This is a genomic window from Acinetobacter sp. F9 (assembly GCF_019195275.1).
In the GTDB taxonomy this organism is placed as follows: domain Bacteria; phylum Pseudomonadota; class Gammaproteobacteria; order Pseudomonadales; family Moraxellaceae; genus Acinetobacter; species Acinetobacter pseudolwoffii.
This window is the reverse complement of sequence record NZ_CP078068.1, coordinates 1553777-1573026: the sequence shown is the minus strand read 5'-3', so window position 1 is coordinate 1573026 and position 19250 is coordinate 1553777. Positions and strand designations below refer to the sequence as shown.

The following is a 19250-nucleotide window of genomic DNA, read 5'->3' as shown; positions in this document are numbered from 1 at the left end:
CAACAGTTCTTCGGTATAAAATCTTCTATGAATATTGTCCTGCTTGACCATCGACAAACACAATCGGATCTCTGGACGATTTCATCGAAACGTCAACTGGAACATTTACAGCAGCATGTGCAGATTCAAGTTGGAGATACCTTAAAAGTAGGGGTGCTGGAAGGTCAGCGTTATCTCACCGAGATTGTCGAGATTTCTGAAAAAGCAGTGCGACTAAAACCGCTTCAAGAGGATGCTATTCCAAAAAAATTACCGGTGACCCTGATTGTGGCCTTGCCACGGCCGAAAGTGCTGCGCCGTTTGATCATGGACAGTGTCACCTTGGGCGTGGAAAAAATCATTTTACTGCATAGTTATCGCGTCGATAAAAGCTACTGGCAAACCCCATTTTTACAGCAGTTAAATCATTATATCGAGCTGGGACTGGAACAGGCCGGGGATACAATAGCTCCGAAAATCGAGCTGTATAAACGTTTTAAACCTTTTGTTGAAGATATTTTGCCAGGCTTGATTACGGCTGACCGACCCGCTTATGTGGCACATCCTTATGCCGAACAATCCATGCCTTTTGCGATTCCGCATCCTTGTACGATGATCATCGGCCCGGAAGGCGGATTCATTCCGTATGAAGTAGATTTACTGGTTAAAAACGGCTGTCAGGCTGTGAGTCTGGGCAACCGTATTCTCCGCACTGAAACCGTGATTCCCTATGTCCTAGGTCGTCTGTTTAGCACGAGCTGAGGCATCTTCATTGCCTTCGCCGCGATAGACTTTGACTTCCTGTACCGGATAAGGAATTGAAATATGATGTTCGGCAAACGCCTGAATCACGCGTTCCTGCACCGCACTGATTGAGGTTCCTGTGCCTGTCTCAGTGGTATCGACCCACCAGAGCGCTTTTAAGGTAATGGAAAAATCAGCCAGCGCCGTGACATTGACACTAAAGCCCGGCTGACTGAGGATGGTCGGGTCTTTATCTAAAATGGCGGTAATCAGGTCTTTGGCTTTCTGGATATCATCTTCATAGCCAATACCCACTACAAACTCACAGCGACGGCGGGTATAGGCCGTGTTTACCGTCACGGCACTGGTATAGACCGTGGCATTGGGAATCACGATACGGCGGCCATCCGGTGAACGCAAAAAAGTCGCACGAATCTGGATATCTTCGACTGTGCCTTCCATGCCATTGACGATAATATCATCGCCAATCTTGAATGGTTCACCGAGTAAAATCAGCACACCAGAAAGCAGGTTCTGGAAAATATCCTTGAAGGCAAAACCAATGGCGACTGAACCAATCCCGAGGGCACTCATGAGCTGACCCGGGGTAAAGCCAGGCACGGCAATGACCAGTCCAATCAAAACACCAAAGAAAATAATAAAGGTACTGCCGACACGGTTCAGGACCAATACCAGATTCTGGCGGGTATAAGAGCGGTTCTCTAAAGTTTTGCGCACAAAAAACTTAAACAGTTTTGACAATAGCCAGAAGATGACAATGACCACCAGCGCAATACAGAAATAAGGCACACGCTCCCAGAAACCTTCCATGATCTTGTCAATGGTGCTATAGGCATCGTTGTACTTGGCAGTATGTTCAATCACGGTCTGGGTGGTTTTTTCAGTTGCCTGATGCAACAACTCCGTGGTGCCCTCAGTGACCTGGCTTAAGGTATTATTTTGCTCTGCCACAAAAATTCCATCATTTAAATTTTGCCTATTTTGCCTGATGTTGAGCAAAAAATTAAGAAGCGCTATCCGCCAGGAATGGATATTTCCTAAAAATAAGCAGACGGCTGTTAAAAATATTGTGTGGTTTTTTGCATGATCTCAGGCGGGATATGTGGCTGTTCTCCACCGCTCATATAACCCAATAAAGCCAGCGACCCAGATAGGCTCAGTAGTATCAGGACAATCATCAGCCAGGCCAGCATCTTTTCCCAGAGCAGGGTCATCCGCGCAGGACCGTAGTCATTTATGCCGCGATCTCCCGAACCAAAAACGATATAAAGCCATACAAAAATGTTCACCAAGGGCAGCAACAGCAGCAGCGCCCACCAGCCACTGCGGTTCATGTCATGCAAACGGCGAACGGTCACCACTAAAGCGAAATAGGCATAGACCAGAATCATGATCAGCACGCCGATACCGGCCAAGCCTTGTAGTGAAAGCAGCCAGTTAGAATCCATTGAATGGACTGCAATATTCACAATATCAATACTTAAGCCCAGCGCAATACTGCTAAACAGGAAGATGAAATGTAGAAATGCTGACCACGCAATAAAACTCAGACGCCCGAAACGGCCTTTTATCGACAAGGGATGATCCGTTGCCACTAAAGCGGGAGGGGTGAAATAGGGAGATTCTGGCGATTTCATAAATATGATCCTGAACTGAACAAGACGAAATAAGAGCGAGAGCTAAATTCTATTTTTTAAAGGGCATTGCTACAGATCATACACAGTTATGCAGAATATTCTGTACTGTAAGTTGTGCTTTATTTTGTTTGAATTTGAATAAATAATCTACGACGAAAGCATGATTGCCGGATTCGAAATAAGCAGGCCATACTGCCATTATGCATAAAAAACAATCAACAACACAGCATTAACCTCTCGTGATGAGATAGAACAAAATCAAGGAAGTGACATATGCAAGAGATCTATCCAGTACCCGAAGATTTTAAAAAAACAGCACGCACGCTTGAAGACCAGTATTTCGAACGTTATCAACATTCCATCGAGCAGCCAGAAGCATTCTGGACAGAACAGGCACAACGTCTGGACTGGATCAAGCCTTTTACCCAAGTCAAAAATACCAGTTTCGATCCCGACAATTTTAAAATTGAATGGTTTGCTGATGGTCAGCTCAATGTCAGCGCCAACTGTCTGGACCGTCATCTGAAAGAACATCCCTATAAGCCGGCCATTATCTGGGAAGGGGATCATCCTTCACGGCACAAGATTATTTCTTTTGCCGAGTTGCATGACGAAACCTGCCGTTTCGCCAATGTGCTGAAAAAAAATGGCATTGCTAAAGGCGACCGGGTAATGCTGTACATGCCCATGGTCTCTGAAGCCGCGATTGCCATGCTGGCCTGCGCGCGCATCGGGGCGGTGCATTGCGTAGTATTTGGTGGGTTTTCACCGGATTCTCTGGCCAGCCGGATTGAAGACTGTCAGGCCAAAATGGTGATTACGGCCGATTCCGGTATGCGCGGCGGGAAACCGATTCCGCTGAAAGCCAATGTTGATGAAGCCCTGAAACTGGCTGGTACAGACTCCATTCAAAATGTAATAGTGGTACATCGCACCGGCAACCCGATTGAAATGCAAGAGGGGCGCGACCTGTGGTATCACATGGAAATCATGTCGGTGAATGACATTTGCCCACCGGAACAGATGAATGCCGAAGATCCGCTCTTTATCTTGTATACCTCAGGTTCGACCGGCAAGCCCAAGGGCGTGATGCATACCACGGGCGGCTATCTGACTTATGTGAATTGCAGTTTCCGTGAAGTGTTTGACATCAAACAGGATGATATCTTTTGGTGTACCGCAGATGTCGGCTGGATTACCGGACATTCCTATGTGCTGTATGGCCCCCTGTCGAATGGCACCACGACTCTTATGTTCGAAGGTGTTCCGCAGTATCCGAGCTGGGCGCGTACCGGACACATTGTCGATAAGCATAACGTCACCATTCTCTATACCGCACCGACAGCCATCCGCGCCATGATGCGTGAAGGCGATGCCTTTGTGCGGGAAAGTGACCGCAGCAGCCTGAGAATTTTAGGTTCGGTGGGTGAGCCGATCAATCCTGAAGCCTGGAACTGGTATTACACCGTGGTCGGTGAAAGTCGCTGTCCCGTCATTGATACCTGGTGGCAGACGGAAACCGGCGGTTTTATGATTACGCCATTGCCAGGCGCGACTGATTTGAAACCGGGTTCTGCAACACGGCCTTTCTTTGGGGTACAACCTGCGATTGTCGATGCAGATGGCAAGGAGCTGGAAGGCGAAGCTGAAGGCAATCTGGTGATTAAAGATTCCTGGCCGGGCCAGATGCGAACCATCTGGGGTGATCCGGAACGTTTTATCGAAGCCTATTTCTCGACTTATCCGGGTACTTATTTTACCGGAGATGGCGCGCGTCGCGATAAAGACGGTTATTACTGGATTACTGGCCGGGTCGATGATGTGCTGAATGTGTCCGGACACCGTTTAGGCACAGCTGAAGTTGAAAGTGCGTTGGTGGCCCATGAAGCAGTGGCTGAGGCTGCTGTGGTGGGTATGCCGCATGACATTAAAGGGCAGGGAATTTGTGCCTTTGTCACCTTACAGGCCGACGTGACCAGTTCAGATGAATTGCGTGCTGAACTGGTGAGCTGGGTGCGCAAGATTTTGGGGCCAGTGGCGACACCTGATGCACTGTACTGGGCACCCGCTTTGCCCAAAACCCGTTCAGGGAAAATCATGCGCCGGATCTTGAGAAAGATTGCAGCCAATGAGCTGGATAGCCTGGGCGATACCTCGACATTGGCTGAACCACAAGTGGTGGATCATCTGATTGCAGAAGTACAAGCCAATCCTCGTTAAATAGCTAAAGTCCATAAGCAAAATACCGGCTGCACGCAGCCGGTATTTTTAGATCAGGAATAAGCTCTGCATGCTTTCGAATATAGCGCAACGTCTTGATCTGCTAAGCTGCCCACATGCTGAACATGAGTTAAAATAATGAATGTACGATCACCATATTTAGATCAATCTCCTGTCGATATTGCCCAGAAACTGGCAGAACAATTTGCCCAAACTGCCGCAGTGCGAGACAAGCAGGGCGGTAATCCCAAGCATGAACGAGACCTGATCCGTAACAGTGGTCTGCTCGGCTTGTCTATTCCTGTTGCCTATGGTGGACAGGGAGCAGACTGGCGGACAATTTTTAAAACCATTCAGACCCTGGCGCAGGTCGATAGCTCTCTGGCGCATATTTATGGATTTCATCATTTATTGATTGCCACCGTACAGCTATTTTCCCAACCCGAGCAATATGGCAAATGGTTTGCACAGACTGTCCAAAATAATCTGTTCTGGGGCAATACTCTCAATCCGCTGGATCGTCGTACCACGGCAACTCAAGTCTCAGAACATGAATATATTTTCCATGGTGATAAAAGCTTTTGTTCTGGTTCGATCGATTCGGATATGTTGCTGTGTTCAGGTTATAACGAAGCAGGAAAATTGCTGATTGGCGTGATTCCTACCCAGCGACAGGGTGTGAGCTTTCTAGGCGACTGGAACAATATGGGCCAGCGCCAGACTGACAGCGGCACCAGTCATTTTGAACAGGTCAACATTCACCGGGATGAATTGCTGCTCAATCCGGGGCCACTGAGTACGCCGTATTCCAGTTTACGTCCATTGATTGCGCAGCTGATATTTGTGCATATGTTTCTCGGTGTCGCCGAAGGGGCTTTTGAAGTTGCCAAACAGACCGTACAAACCCAAAAAGCCTGGTCAAAATCCTTGGCTGAACATGCAGTGAATGATCCTTTTACCCAAAAGCATTTTGCCGAGTTTTATGTGCAGCTGGAAAGCGTGCGTTTATTGGCAGATCAAGCCATTCAGACCTTGCAGAAAGCTTGGAATATCGGCCCTGATCTGACTGCCGAGCAGCGTGGTGAAGTCTCGATTGCGATTGCCACCGCCAAAATTGCCGCGACCAATAGCTCTTTATATATCACCCAGAATATTTTTCAGGTCATGGGTGCACGGGCAACGACTGCGCAACTGAATCTGGACCGGTTCTGGCGTAATGTTCGGACTCAAACCTTGCATGATCCGGTGGATTATAAATATCAGGAAGTGGGGGAATGGGTGCTGACCGGAAAAGTGCCTGATCCAAGTTTTTATTCCTGATCCTAATAATAAAACAGCCTCTATATGAGAAGCTGTTTTATTATTTTTAAGATGACGGGTCTTTTTTAAAGCTGCTTAAAAGCCTCGATTGCCCGGACACGGGAAGATTTTAAATCCACAAGCGGTTTTGGATAGTCCAGTTCACGGTCAGGGTTTTTGGCGTAGGGTTCATGAATGCTTTTGGCATCCAGATGCGCCAGTTCAGGCACCCACTGACGGATATAATCCCCATTCGGGTCGAACTTCTGTGACTGGCTGACCGGATTGAAAATCCGGAAATAAGGCACCGCATCCATACCCGTCGAAGCACACCATTGCCATCCGCCATTATTGGCTGCCAGATCACCATCAATCAGCTGCTGCATGAACCAGCTTTCTCCCAAACGCCAATCGATCAGCAGGTTTTTGCACAGGAACATTGCGGTAATCATGCGCACCCGATTATGCATCCAGCCGGTGGCCAGTAGCTGCCGCATCCCGGCATCTACAATCGGGATCCCGGTTTGGCCCTGTTGCCAGGCTGCCAAATCTTCAGGTGCATGCCGCCACTGGATTTTATCGGTATTTTCTTTAAACGGGCGATGTCTGGAAACGCGGGGAAAATCGAACAGGGTATGCTGATAAAACTCACGCCACAGCAGTTCATCCAGCCAGGTTTGTTGACCGAGATCATCGATCTGGAAATAGCCATGATGTTGTTTAAACAGCGCCTGAATGCACTGGCGGATCGAGAGAATGCCGATATTTAAATAAGGCGAGAGTTGACTGGTGCCATTAAGCGCTGGAATATCACGATCTGTTTGATAGCTGCTTAAGCGGTCTTCGATAAAATCATCCAGCATCTGTAGGGCATGAGTTTCATCTACGGGCCAAAGTTTTTCAGAATTTTCTATTGAATAGCGACCCGCAAACTTTTCCAGATCAAAATGTGTCAGCTCTGCAGGCAATTCGAGCAAGTCCTGAGACGCAATCACAGGATAAGCAGAAGGCACATCGAGAATCAGCCGCTCATAGCATTTTTTCTTAAAGGCACTATAGACTTGATAGGGTTGATTGGACTGATTGCGGATACTCGCCAATGGAAAGAGGGTGCGATCATGATACAGCTCGACCCGAATCTGCTGCTGTTCTAGTCGTTGCTGAACCTTGAAATCACGCTGTAGTTCATTGACCCCAACTTCAATATGTGCATGCACGCTATCAATCTGCAAGTTTTGGCAGAGTGCTAACATCTCATCAGCAAGATTACGCCACAAGCCGACTTCTCGCACAATTAAAGGAATATTCAGTTGTTCTAGTTGCTGTTTGAAAACCTGTAGCCGTCGCAGATAAAAATCGATTTTGATCGGCGCATCTTGATGTAACTGCCATTGCTCAGGAGAAAGCACCACCAAAGCCACACAGGGGCCTTGTTGAGTGGCATGCCACAAAGCGGCATGGTCTTGAATTCGAAGGTCTTGGCGAAACCAGATCAGATGCATGGTACTTTCTTAAATCAGGGAGTTAGCCTGCATTTTAGGCAATCTGCTACCGATGGAATAGTATTAAAATATTAATATGATAGGAGACTGATTTTTGCACGTACCAGTCTCTTTGTACCATTAAGCTTTGGCTTGATAAATATTTTCCAAAGTATCCACCAAAGTACGGGTCATCTGGTCAATTTCATAATTCACTGTATCGCCCACCTGGATGTGCTTCCAGGTGGTCAGGCGCAAGGTTTCCGGAATCAGGTCAATCGAAATTTCACTGTGGGCACGATCGACACGGTTCACGGTCAAGCTGCAGCCATTTAGCCCGATAAAGCCTTTTAGGAAGAAGTACTTGATATTGCCCTCTGGAATCTGTAAATCGATATGCAGGGTTTCACCGCGAGCTTCAATCTGGATGACCTTAGCCCTGCCTTCAATATGGCCATACAGATTATGTCCACCGTTTTCTGCACCGACTTTGGCAGAGCGTTCAATATTCACTTCATCACCAATTTTTAAGGCTTTCAAGGTGGTAAGCGCCAAGGTGACATTGGAAATATCAAAATGAATCTGTTTCTGCGCCCGGTCAATCGTGGTCACCGTAAGACAGACACCATTTACTGCCACACTGGCGCCAATAAACACATCTGCAAAAAAGCTGTGCTGATCACTGACCAACAGAGTAATAAAACCATCGCCTTTGCGAATCTCGATGACCTGTTCCAGGCCTTGGACAATACCGGTATACATAGTTAAACGTCTATTCTTGCAATTGCATCCCATTGTAGGCAGGAAAGCTAAATCCGGCTAGCGCTTTACTGGACTGCTTGGTTTCTGTCCGGATAAAAAATCCCTCAAGCCGAGCCTTGAGGGGAAAATTTGCAATGTGCCGTCATTATTATAATATTTGGGCATAAGCACCACTTAGATTTAAGCGGATTTAGCCTGCACAACCTGCTGTTGTTGTGTTTCTAGCTCACGCACCAATGGCAACACCTTTTCTCCAAAATATTCAACTTCTTCAACACAGTGCAAGAAACCGGAAAGCACCAGATCGACTCCAATATTTTTTAACAGCACAATACGTTCAGCAATTTGTTGCGGTGTGCCAATTAAATTGGTCTTGAAACCGTCGTTATACTGGACTAAATCTTCAAAACTTGATTTTGCCCAGTTGCCTTCGCCTTCAGTTGTCGAGGCACCGGCTTCACGTGTCGCTTCAGCAAAATTTTTCACTGCTTTGATATTGGCCTTATCAATAATTTCCTGTAAAACCGCTTTGGCTTGTTCTTCAGTATCACGTGCGATGATAAAGGCATTGACCCCAATTTTCACAGTGTGATTATTGGCTTGGGCTTTTTCGCGAATATCATCAATCTGTTTTTTCAGCTCTTCAGGCGTGTTGCCATTGGTGAAATACCAGTCTGAAACACGTGAAGCCATATCACGCGCCGCACGTGAACTGCCACCCTGAAAAATCTCGACCGGTTTATCCGGGAGCGGTTGTGGGCGTAAGGTATAGTCTTTAAATTGATAGAACTTGCCATCAAAATTAAAGTGATCCGTATTCCAGATTCCGCGCAAACTGCGAATAAACTCTTCTGAACGGGCATAACGCTGGTCATGCTCTGGCCATGCTTCGCCAATCGCATCAAATTCGCCCCGGAACCAGCCACTGACCACGTTAATCGCAATCCGGCCATTGCTGAGCTGGTTAATGCTGGCCAATTGTTTTGCCGCAAGCGCAGGTTTCCACGGCCCGGGTAAAATTGCTGCAATTAACTTGATCTTGCTGGTTTGTGCGAGCAAGGCATGACTGAAGCTGACAGATTCATGCTGGTTTTCTGCACCATAGCTTGACGCAAAACGAATCTGGGTCAGGCCATATTCAAAACCGCTTTTTTCTGCTGCTTGTGCCAGACGCACGTTATATTCATAGCTCCAGTCGGTACGCTGTTCGATGGTACTGACGACAAAACCGCCACTGACATTCGGAACCCAATACGCAAATTTGATGTCTTGCTGTATTTGCTGTTGTGACATATTTCAACCCTCGAAGTGAAAATCGCTGATCAAGCAACTTGCGTTTGCGCTGATTTTTTACTGTGCAAGCGGGATTCTGCTGCATCCAGACTTGGTACAGCCGCAGAGGGCAAGACTTCTTCTTGTTCGATTTGTTTATTGATGCTCAAGTTCTGGTTGGCCTGTTGGGTTTTTGCTTTAACGACTTCGGCACGTTGTCCTTTGGCCGGTGCCCATTCCAGAATAGGCAGGGCACGTGCTACTGCCAGGGTAATACGATCGCGGAGCAATTCACTGTGAATGGTATATTCAGGAGTGAAATCACGATCAGTCGCATACACGCCAATCGGTAAAGTCTGAGCCTGGAAGAAGCTGAATAATGGACGTAATTGATGTTCGAGCACCAGCGCATGACGATCACTGCCACCAGAAGCCGCCAGTAATACCGGAACATCCACCAGCGCCGTTTGCTCGACAAAGTCAAAGAAATGCTTGAACAGGCCGGTAAATGAAGCGCGGTACACAGGAGTGCCAACAATCAGCGCATCTGCGGCTTCTACTGCTGCCAGATCATCCTGAACGCGTTGCGGCAACTGATTACGGTAAATTGCACCGCCCAAGAGCGAACCAATTTCGCTAAATTTAATGAAATGCACATTGATTGGTGTCGCTTCACCCAGCTCATCCAGAATGGCCTGAACCAAGGCTTCGGTTTTTGAAGGATGATTTAAACCGCCAGATACGGCAACAATATTTAAGGGTTTTTGCGCATTAAAATTAGACATATTTAGAACCTGAAAAATAGGGATAATCTCGGAATGACCCTATTAATCCCGATTCAGCGAAGGCGTGTAAAATAACGAAAAGCTGAAAAGTTATCTGATTTTGCGATATACGACAAAGACCTGATTTTTTAAAATTAATTTAGGGTTAAGTTTATGATATTTATATTTATATTGAATGCAGACAAGCTTTTTCAGTGAGGAATAAGTGATATATAAAAAAGTGATGAGAATTAAACAATTATTGCAATAGTGCAAAAATGGGCAATTTTGAAGAAAAACTGCATATTATTTTAAAAATTGTAGTGTCTTGCATATCCTTAACCGGGTTGTGTGGTTAGAATAGGGGCTACCGTGCCAAGATCTCTCTCACGTTGCCTATGAATATTTTAATCGTTGATGATCATCCACTATTTCGTCATGCCTTGATTCAAGCTGTACGTTATAGCCTGCCACAAGCCCAGATTCATGAAACTGCGGCAGTCAATGAATTTTATGAACGTCTAGAAAATGGCCCTGAGCCTGATCTTGTGCTCTTGGATTTAAACCTGCCGGGCGCTTCCGGATTTTCTGCCTTGGTGCATGTCCGCGCACAATATCCGTCTTTACCGATTATTGTCGTGTCTGCGCATGAAGAAGTCAGCATTATCCAGCGTGCCATTGCACATGGTGCGATGGGCTATATTCCTAAATCTGCCCACCCCAGCCATATCGGTGAAGCGATTCGTGAAGTGCTGGAAGGTGAAATCTGGTTACCGCCAAATCTGCCAGCCAATATGAATTTTGATCCGCGTGCTGCCGATGAAACGGCTTTGGCAGAACGGATCCAGTCTTTGACGCCGCAACAGTTCCGGGTATTGATGATGGTGGCTGAAGGTTTATTAAACAAGCAGATTGCTTATGAACTGGATGTGTCAGAAGCGACGATTAAAGCGCATGTGACGGCAATCTTCCGTAAGCTTGGCGTACAAAACCGGACACAAGCGGTATTGGCCATTAATGCACTGAATATTGAAGAGCGGAAAATGTAAGTTCTGCATATCCGAATTGAAAAAGACCTCCTTAGAGGTCTTTTTTTATAGGCGAAATCTGCAAAACTGAGTGCAAATGCCTGAATAGGCTAGGCGATATAATCCTGTTTGCGGGTGAAATCATCACAAAACAAAGGATTTAAGGCACATTGCAATTCATCAATCTGCTCTTCGGTGACATAACCCTTCGATTTTAGATATTCCGCCACACGATCATCACGCAGACTCAGGAAAGTCGCATCATAAACACCGAGATCCACAAACAGCGCTGCAGTTTCCAGGCTGTTAAAACGGTCTAGATAAACTTCATTGCCATACATCAGGAAGACATGTTCGTCGCGCGTATTCGGATCGACATGTAAACGCTGCGCCAGCTCATGTGGGCAGGTTTTGATAAATAACAGATCAGACAGCTCATCAAACTGGCTGGTGTCCAGGCAATCTTCTTCATTTTTGACCTTACCCAGCCAAGCCTTAAAGACCAGTACCGCGCCACCACGCAGCAACATGCTCCAGATCTGATGACGGGTTTTTGCCGGAAGATCCTCTGTTTCGGCTTCTAAAGACTGAATCAGCTTGTCTTCCTGTTCAGCAATCTTTTCAAAGAGGCCCAGACCTTGCGGCTTGTAGGCATAAGGTTCAAAGACATCAAAATGTAATTCATCAAAGACTTGCAGTGCCAGGGGGACTGCACTCTGATACAGCGTTTCCAGTGCCTGATACTGGGCATCATTCAGCTTGCTGTATTTAAAGATCTGTGCCCAGTCAATGCTTGGCAATAAGGCATTGGCGCCATATTGACGGTGAAACTGCTGGGTCTGATTCAGGCCATGGTTTTGATCTATGTTCATGTGAAGAACTCCGATATGCAGAAATAGATCAGCGACCCAAATAATCAAGGCATGTATGAGATGGAAACTGATCGTTTCTTATTCCTCTATTTTTAGAGCCAAGCATAGCTGATAAAAAATACGACTAAAGTTATAGTGCTGGAAAATTACCCTTTAATTATGAGTTAAAACAAATAGATAATTAATTGTAAATAAGTGTACTGCTGTACAGGTACAGATTGGTCATTTTTTGCCATGGTGAATTAGAAAATGAACATTTTGGTCAATTTATTCGGCTGTATTTTCGGCATATTTGCTGCTTTTAGCACATTAGAATAAATTTTATGCAAGCTAGGTAATTTTCTGTGGCAGTTGAGTATAAAAAATGCCCATTTTAAGCTTTAAAATGGGCATTCATGAATGCAATACAATCTTAGGAATCAGAAATTTTCAGTCCGGATAACCATGATCGTAAGGATGCAGGTTTCAGTGGTTTTTTCAGCAATACAATATTCAGCTCTTTCAGGCGCTGTGGCAATTCCGGATCGGAATCGGCAGTAATCAGCGCCACCGGAACATCATTGCGGCGCTGTTCCAGAATAAAGTCTAAACCGATCTTGTTCTGATTGAGATGCTGATCGACCAGCCAGACCTGAATATTTTCCTGCTGAATCAGCCTCAATGCCTGCTCTGGTTCGGTGGCTTTAAAGACTTGATAACCCCATTTGCTCAACAAGGTCGCCATCCCTTCCAGAATGGTTTCATCATTATCCAGACACAGGATTTTAAACGCCTTGGTTTTTAGTGGTACGGCCTGAACAGGTGCATCGACGACTTTGGGTGCTGCAATGACAGGCACTTCAATCATAAAACAGGAGCCTTTGCCCAGCGCCGAATACACATGCACAGGATAATCCAGCATGCTGGTCATGCGTTGCACGATGGCCAGACCCAGTCCAAGGCCCTGTTCACCCCATGGAGAGGTATGGCCGCAACGTTCAAACTCCTGAAACAGCTTGATACGTTGTTCTTCGGCAATCCCCGGTCCGGTATCCCAGACGCCAATGCGGATATGATTCGGTTTGGTACTGGAGCGTAAGACACCGACCATCACTTTACCTTTGGCGGTATAACGCAGCGCATTACTAACAAAGTTCTGGATAATCCGGCGAATCCATTGTGGATCGGTATCAATCCAGAACTGCGCATCATGCACACTGAATTGAATGCCACGTTGTGCCGCAATGGATTTAAACTGCAGTTCCAGATCACTGAGCAGGTCATGTAGCGGATAGGCCTGACGTTTCGGCTGAATGGTACCGCCTTCCAGTCGGGCAATATCCAGTAGCGCAGACAGCATGCTTTCTGCGCCATGCAAGGCACGATCCAGTTGCTGCAAGGTCTTGCGGTCTTCGTCATTTTGTACACTTTGTTCCAAGGCAGTACTGAACAGACGCGCCGCATGCATCGGCTGCAACAGGTCATGACTGGCGGCGGCAATAAAGCGGCTTTTCGACATATTGGCTTTGTCGGCCTGTTCACGCGCCAGTTGCTGTTCGGACAAGGCATCGGCCAGCTGTTGAGTACGATCCTGAACCCGGGCTTCCAAGACGGCTTCATTTTCACGGAAGGCAGTAATATCGGCGAAAGTGGTAACGAAACCACCCCCTTCGATCGGATTACCACGCATCTGAATGACCCGGCCATCTTTACGAATCCGTTCAAATTCATGGGCACTGCCGACCTGCATCCAGTGAATCCGCTTGCGGACATGTTCTTCGACCGAACCTGGTCCACATTCACCACGCTCGGCGTTATAACGGATCAGATCCGCGATTGGACAGCCGACATAGACAATATCGGTCGGATAATCGAACAGTTTTAAATACTGATTGTTCCAGGCCACCAGACACATGTTTTCATCGACTACGCTGACCCCTTGGGTCATGTGATCAATCATGGTCATGATCAGATTCTGGTTAAAACGTTGCCATTGCGAGGCCTGATCGAGAATATTGGCGACCTGACCCAAGGCCAGACCATTATTGACCATGGCCGTGGTCAGCAGGGTACGGGCCGAAGCTGCCCCGATGGTGCCGGCCAGATACTGTTCGGTGAAACGCCACCACATGCCATTGGCGCTGCTGTTTTCATTCAGTTCGACACTGTTTTGGGTGCAAAATTGCTGAAAAGCGCGTGTGGTCGGTCCTTCACCGGTAATCCGTTTGGCCAGGGTAATCAGATCGCCAACTTTTAAACGGGCCACATCCTGATGCGAATAACTGACTTCAGTTGAGGGACTCTGCGATGGCAGTGGCTTGGTTTCATAATAGAAGAAACTTTCAGCCTGAATCTGTTCGGCAATACTCGGACGAAAAATCCGCGAAACCCAAATATATAGGATTGTATTCAGGCCCAGTGCCCAGACCACCCCATGCGTCAGCGGATCAAACGATTCGAAACCGATCAGTGCTTCAGGACGTAACCAGTTCCAGCCAAAAGGGCCGTTAGTGAGCAGACTTTGGCTAAAGCGGTGATAGGCTTCTGGCAGGCTGCGCAGAATGGTGGGAAACAGCAGGGTATAGGACCACAAGGCAAAACCGGTCAACAGACCCACATATACGCCCTGCTTACTACCACCGCGCCAGTACAGGCCGCCGATCAGGGCAGGGGCGAATTGTGCTACCGCACTAAAGGCCAACAGGCCAAAAACAGAAAGCTGATCAATATCATTAAAGAAGTTGAAGAACAGGAAGCCCATTAACATCACGCCCAGAATACAGATCCGGCGGGTAAATTTCAGTACCAGCGGCAAGCGTTTATCATGTCGGGAAATCAGTTTCAAACGCCATAGCGCTGGCATAATCAGATCATTACTGAGCATGATGGAAAGTGCCACAGAAGACACCAGCAGCATCCCGGTAGATGCGGAAAAGCCACCCAAGAATGCCAATAAAGTGAGCCAGTCCTGATTATAGCTGAGGGGTAAGGACAGGACCGCCACATCTGGAATTGCCAGATATTGCGGCGCCGCATGCAATGCCCAGCTGGCAATCGGAATAATCGCCAGCGTGGTCAGAATCAGATAAACCGCAAACCAGCGCCGTGCACCGCGGATATGTTTTTCATCACGCAGCTCCACCACTGCTACATGGAATTGGCGTGGCAGACAGATAACTGCCAGGGCTGCCAGCAAGGTCTGAACCCAGAAACTTTGCGGAACCCCAAACAGCTGGACATCACGGAAGGTGGTACTGATATCTGTGCTGATCTGTGCCATATTTCCTGGTGCTTCAAACATAAAGAAACAGGCGACTGCCAGCAGGGCAAAGAGCTTGACAAAGGATTCAAAGGCCACGGCCAGCATCAGACCGCCATGCTGTTCAGTATTGGCAATCTGCCGGGTGCCAAAGATCATCGCCAGAATGGCCAGTACACCGGTCAAAAACAGCACCCCATTGGTGGTGTTGGCAATTCCGGCAGATGGTTCCAGAATGACTGCGGCACTCAGGGCAATGGCGCGTAGCTGTAAGGCCAGATAAGGCACAATCGCGACCACTGCCAGAATGGTGACCAGCGATGCCAGCGGGCCACTTTTACCATAGCGCGCCGCGACAAAGTCCGCGATTGAGGAAATCGCATGATGCTGTCGTACCCGTCCTAATCGGCGCCAGATATCATAACCGACGGCAACGAATAACAGCGGACCCAGATAGATCGGCAGGAAAATAATGCCTTCCCGTACCGCAGCGCCGGTAGCGCCATAAAAGGTCCAGGATGAACAGTACACCCCTAAAGTTAAACTAAACAATAGCATGCGCCCACGGGTACTCAGCCGGCTGGCATGTTTTTCCCCGTAAAAAGCGCAGATAAAGAGCAATGCGATATAGAGGGCAAGTACCCCTATGATGAGCCAACTGTTCATATAGCCTGATGTGTGCTGAGCATGCCGCTATGATAGCGCATCATGAACGCTGCAGTTTAAATTGGTCATTTTTTAACGACCAAAGTCTAAATTACAAGAACATAGGATTCTTGTTAAGTTGTAATAGTGATAATTCGAATTAAAAATAGTTAGCCCATGGTTGGGCTACAGGAGTGTAACTATGGATGAGGCACAAGTAGATCGAATTCTACAAAATCCAAAATTCAAAGAAATGGTCCGCAAGAAAAGTATGCTGAGCTGGACCTTAACCGGCATTATGCTATTTGTCTATGTGGGTTTCATGTTGCTGGTCGGCTACAACAAAGAGTTTTTATTGTCTTCGCTTTCAGGTGGTGTAACGACTTGGGGGATACCGCTGGGTCTGAGCATCATTGTCTTGTCATTCATTTTGTGTGGCGTGTATTCCTATATTGCAAATAACACTCTCGACCAACTGACGGCAGAAGCCATACGTGAAGTAGAAGCAATTGCTCATGAAAAAGGACCACATTAAGATGAAATGGAATTCTCTTATCGCCCTTGCTGCAACCACAATGACCTCAGGTCTGGCCCTGGCTGGACCTGATCTGGGTGCAGCAGAACAGCAGGCAACCAACTGGCCTGCGATTATCATGTTCCTGATTTTTGTTGGGGCAACATTGCTTATTACCAAATGGGCAGCCAAACAAACCACCAGTACCAAAGACTTCTATACGGCCGGTGGCGGTATTTCCGGTTTTCAGAATGGCCTAGCCATTGCCGGTGACTATATGTCAGCAGCATCATTCCTGGGTATTTCCGCGATGGTATTCCTGTCTGGGTTTGATGGCTTGCTTTACTCACTGGGCTTTATGGTGGGTTGGCCGATCGTATTGTTCCTGGTGGCAGAACGTCTGCGTAACCTGGGTAAATACAACCTGTCAGACGTAGTATCTTTCCGCTTGCAGGAAAAACCGGTACGTACCTTGGCTGCTTTAAGTTCACTGGTTGTGGTGGCGTTCTACCTGATTGCACAGATGGTGGGTGCAGGTCAGCTGATCAAACTTCTATTCGGTCTGAACTATAACATTGCAGTCGTGATTGTTGGCTTGTTGATGATGGCTTATGTCATCTTCGGTGGTATGTTGGCAACCACTTGGGTACAGATCATCAAGGCAGTCATGTTATTGTCCGGTGCGACCTTTATGGCATTCATGGTCATGAAAGGCGTGGGCTTCAGCTTTACCAACATGTTTGAACAGGCAATTGGTGTCTACTCAAAAGTACATGATTTAAGCCTGACAGATGCCACCAAGATCATGGGTCCGGGTAGTCTGGCGTCTAATCCGATTGATGCGATCTCTTTAGGTCTGGCATTGATGTTTGGTACAGCAGGTCTTCCACATATTTTAATGCGTTTCTTCACGGTAAAAGATGCTAAAGAAGCGCGTAAATCAGTCGTAGTTGCGACAGGTTTTATTGGTTATTTCTACCTGCTCACCTTCATCATTGGTTTCGGTGCGATTCTGTATGTATCGAACAACCCGCAATTCCTTGATGTTGCGAAAATGGCATTGACTGGCAAGCTGGAGCTGGTTGGTGGTAATAACATGGCTGCGGTGCACTTGTCTGATGCAGTGGGCGGTGATCTGTTCATGGGCTTCATTTCTGCAGTCGCATTTGCAACGATTCTTGCGGTGGTTGCAGGTTTGACCCTGTCAGGTGCCTCAGCAATTTCGCATGACTTGTATGCCAACGTCTTGAAAAAAGGCCAAACTACACCTGAATCTGAACTGCGCATGTCTAAAATTGCAACTTTAGGTCTTGCGATCTTCGCGATGATTCTCGGTATTCTGTTCGAGAAACAAAACGTAGCGTTCATGGTAGGTCTGGCATTCTCGGTTGCGGCATGTGCCAACTTCCCGGTGCTGGTGCTGTCTATGTTCTGGAAAGGCTTGACGACACGCGGTGCAGTGATTGGCGGTGTTGCTGGTCTGGTAACCGCAGTAACATTAATTGTGCTTTCTAAAGCAGTATGGGTCGACACCTTGGGTATTTCGGATACGCCGGTGAACCCGTTCAATGGCCCTGCAATTTTTGCGATGCCATTGTCATTCCTTTGCTGCTGGTTGTTCTCTGTGACAGATAATTCAGCACAGGCTCAAGCAGAACGCAAAGCCTTTGATGCTCAGTTTGTACGTTCACAAACCGGTATCGGTATCTCAGGAGCATCAGATCACTAAGATTTGATATCCTATAAAAAAAGTCCCGTAAGGGACTTTTTTTTATGCCCTTATGCTCCAAATTTTTTAGAGCAAGCGCCGTACTGAATTTGGGTGCGCTAGATTTTGCTTTGATTTTTTCAATCTTTGCATACAAATCGTACAGCTATATACTGCTTTAATCATGCTATGTTAAGCCTGATAAAATAACAATACATGCGTGCATGACTAGACAAACAAGAAGGGCAGTATGAAGCAATCTTTGCAGCAGTTCTGGCACAGCTTTACCCATCTGCCCTCAGCATGGCTGCTTTGTTTGCAATTGCTGATTTTGATCTTGTCCATGTTGAGTTATGAAAACCTGCCCTATCGAGCAGTCACCTGGATGCTCGGTGTCCTGGTGTTACTGGTCATTGCCAAGGTCATTCGCCAGACGCCGATGTTTACCATTTTAGGACTCAGCTTTGTGGCCGGCGCAATTCTATTTTCTTCACTGATTGTTTTGGGCCTGCGCTATACCTGGGTCTATGTGACGGCGAATCTGTTTGAAGCCAGTGCATATTTTAGTGCTGCTTATGGCCTGTTGCGTTATATGTTTCATGACCGCTATCTTACCAAAGATGAACTCTTTGCAGCTGGAGCGGTATTTACCTTACTGGCCTGGGGCTTTGCTTTTCTTTATAGTGTCTGCCAGTTATGGGTGCCTTATAGCTTTTCAGATCCTGACTTGCAAGCCCATCAGCCTTGGTTGGATTTGATCTTTCTCAGCTTTAGTGTCCAGTCCGCCACGGGCTTGTCGGATGTGATGCCGGTCAGTCCGCTGGCACGGATGCTGGCAATTATCCAGATGTTTGTCGGGGTGATGTATTTGGCCCTGATTGTTTCTCGCCTGATTGCCTTACATTATATTTCCCATCTGCCTAAACAAAATAGTGCAGAAAATCAACATAGAAGTCCGGATGAGTAAGAGACAACCCTTGGAATGATCGGGTTACAGTAACTTCACTGCTTTATTCGTCTTTACATTTTAAAATGTTGAAAATCAAACGTATCTATTACAGCAGTA

The 19250-nt window shown here is 47.0% G+C and carries 15 protein-coding genes; 7 read left to right on the top strand and 8 right to left on the bottom strand.

Going from position 1 to position 19250, the window contains the following annotated elements; genetic code table 11:
- Positions 1–27 precede the first annotated feature (27 nt).
- Positions 28–741 (top strand): 16S rRNA (uracil(1498)-N(3))-methyltransferase, encoded by a 714-nt coding sequence (locus KT990_RS07510; protein WP_100534525.1) that lies wholly within the window; start codon positions 28–30, stop codon positions 739–741.
- Here the strand turns inward: KT990_RS07510 and KT990_RS07505 are convergent.
- Entirely contained in the window at positions 715–1695 is a 981-nt protein-coding gene (locus KT990_RS07505; protein WP_100329503.1) for a mechanosensitive ion channel family protein, read from the bottom strand. The two genes, KT990_RS07510 and KT990_RS07505, sit on opposite strands and share 27 nt — an antisense overlap.
- A gap of 107 nt (positions 1696–1802) precedes the next feature.
- The gene (locus tag KT990_RS07500; RefSeq protein WP_159516479.1) at positions 1803–2381 is read right to left on the bottom strand and encodes a DUF805 domain-containing protein; all 579 of its coding nucleotides are present in this window, start codon (positions 2379–2381) and stop codon (positions 1803–1805) included.
- A 273-nt stretch (positions 2382–2654) separates the two neighbouring features.
- On the opposite strand from KT990_RS07500, the gene acs reads away from it, so the two are divergent.
- Both acs and KT990_RS07490 read left to right on the top strand, forming a co-directional pair.
- Positions 2655–4601, top strand: coding sequence for an acetate--CoA ligase (gene acs, locus KT990_RS07495; protein ID WP_218208569.1), 1947 nt, complete (start codon positions 2655–2657; stop codon positions 4599–4601).
- A gap of 138 nt (positions 4602–4739) precedes the next feature.
- Positions 4740–5921, top strand: a complete 1182-nt coding sequence (locus tag KT990_RS07490; protein ID WP_005095080.1) for an acyl-CoA dehydrogenase family protein — start codon at positions 4740–4742, stop codon at positions 5919–5921.
- A gap of 65 nt (positions 5922–5986) precedes the next feature.
- Here KT990_RS07490 and KT990_RS07485 read toward each other — a convergent pair whose 3' ends face one another.
- The 4 genes from KT990_RS07485 to msuE form a co-directional block, all read right to left on the bottom strand.
- On the bottom strand, positions 5987–7402 hold the full coding sequence (locus tag KT990_RS07485) for a cryptochrome/photolyase family protein (RefSeq protein WP_100534522.1): 1416 nt from the start codon (positions 7400–7402) through the stop codon (positions 5987–5989).
- A gap of 120 nt (positions 7403–7522) precedes the next feature.
- Positions 7523–8143: a riboflavin synthase gene (locus KT990_RS07480; RefSeq protein WP_005095084.1), complete on the bottom strand. Its 621-nt coding sequence runs from the start codon at positions 8141–8143 to the stop codon at positions 7523–7525.
- 180 nt (positions 8144–8323) lie between these two features.
- On the bottom strand, positions 8324–9436 hold the full coding sequence (gene sfnG, locus KT990_RS07475) for a dimethylsulfone monooxygenase SfnG (protein ID WP_218208568.1): 1113 nt from the start codon (positions 9434–9436) through the stop codon (positions 8324–8326).
- Between the two features lie 29 nt (positions 9437–9465).
- Entirely contained in the window at positions 9466–10200 is a 735-nt protein-coding gene (gene msuE, locus KT990_RS07470; RefSeq protein WP_218208567.1) for an FMN reductase, read from the bottom strand.
- Positions 10201–10577: 377 nt separating this feature from the next.
- On the opposite strand from msuE, the gene KT990_RS07465 reads away from it, so the two are divergent.
- Positions 10578–11228: a response regulator gene (locus tag KT990_RS07465; RefSeq protein ID WP_218208566.1), complete on the top strand. Its 651-nt coding sequence runs from the start codon at positions 10578–10580 to the stop codon at positions 11226–11228.
- Positions 11229–11317: 89 nt separating this feature from the next.
- Here KT990_RS07465 and KT990_RS07460 read toward each other — a convergent pair whose 3' ends face one another.
- Positions 11318–12079 carry a hypothetical protein gene (locus KT990_RS07460; protein WP_218208565.1) on the bottom strand — a complete coding sequence of 254 codons (762 nt, stop codon included), beginning with the start codon at positions 12077–12079 and terminating at the stop codon, positions 11318–11320.
- A 412-nt stretch (positions 12080–12491) separates the two neighbouring features.
- The gene (locus KT990_RS07455; protein ID WP_100356969.1) at positions 12492–15983 is read right to left on the bottom strand and encodes a PAS domain-containing hybrid sensor histidine kinase/response regulator; all 3492 of its coding nucleotides are present in this window, start codon (positions 15981–15983) and stop codon (positions 12492–12494) included.
- A gap of 181 nt (positions 15984–16164) precedes the next feature.
- On the opposite strand from KT990_RS07455, the gene KT990_RS07450 reads away from it, so the two are divergent.
- From KT990_RS07450 to KT990_RS07440, 3 genes are all read left to right on the top strand, one after another.
- On the top strand, positions 16165–16497 hold the full coding sequence (locus KT990_RS07450; RefSeq protein ID WP_005095096.1) for a DUF485 domain-containing protein: 333 nt from the start codon (positions 16165–16167) through the stop codon (positions 16495–16497).
- A gap of 1 nt (position 16498) precedes the next feature.
- Positions 16499–18205, top strand: coding sequence for a cation acetate symporter (locus KT990_RS07445; RefSeq protein WP_005173198.1), 1707 nt, complete (start codon positions 16499–16501; stop codon positions 18203–18205).
- Between the two features lie 229 nt (positions 18206–18434).
- Positions 18435–19151: an ion channel gene (locus KT990_RS07440; RefSeq protein WP_100534518.1), complete on the top strand. Its 717-nt coding sequence runs from the start codon at positions 18435–18437 to the stop codon at positions 19149–19151.
- Positions 19152–19250: the final 99 nt, after the last annotated feature.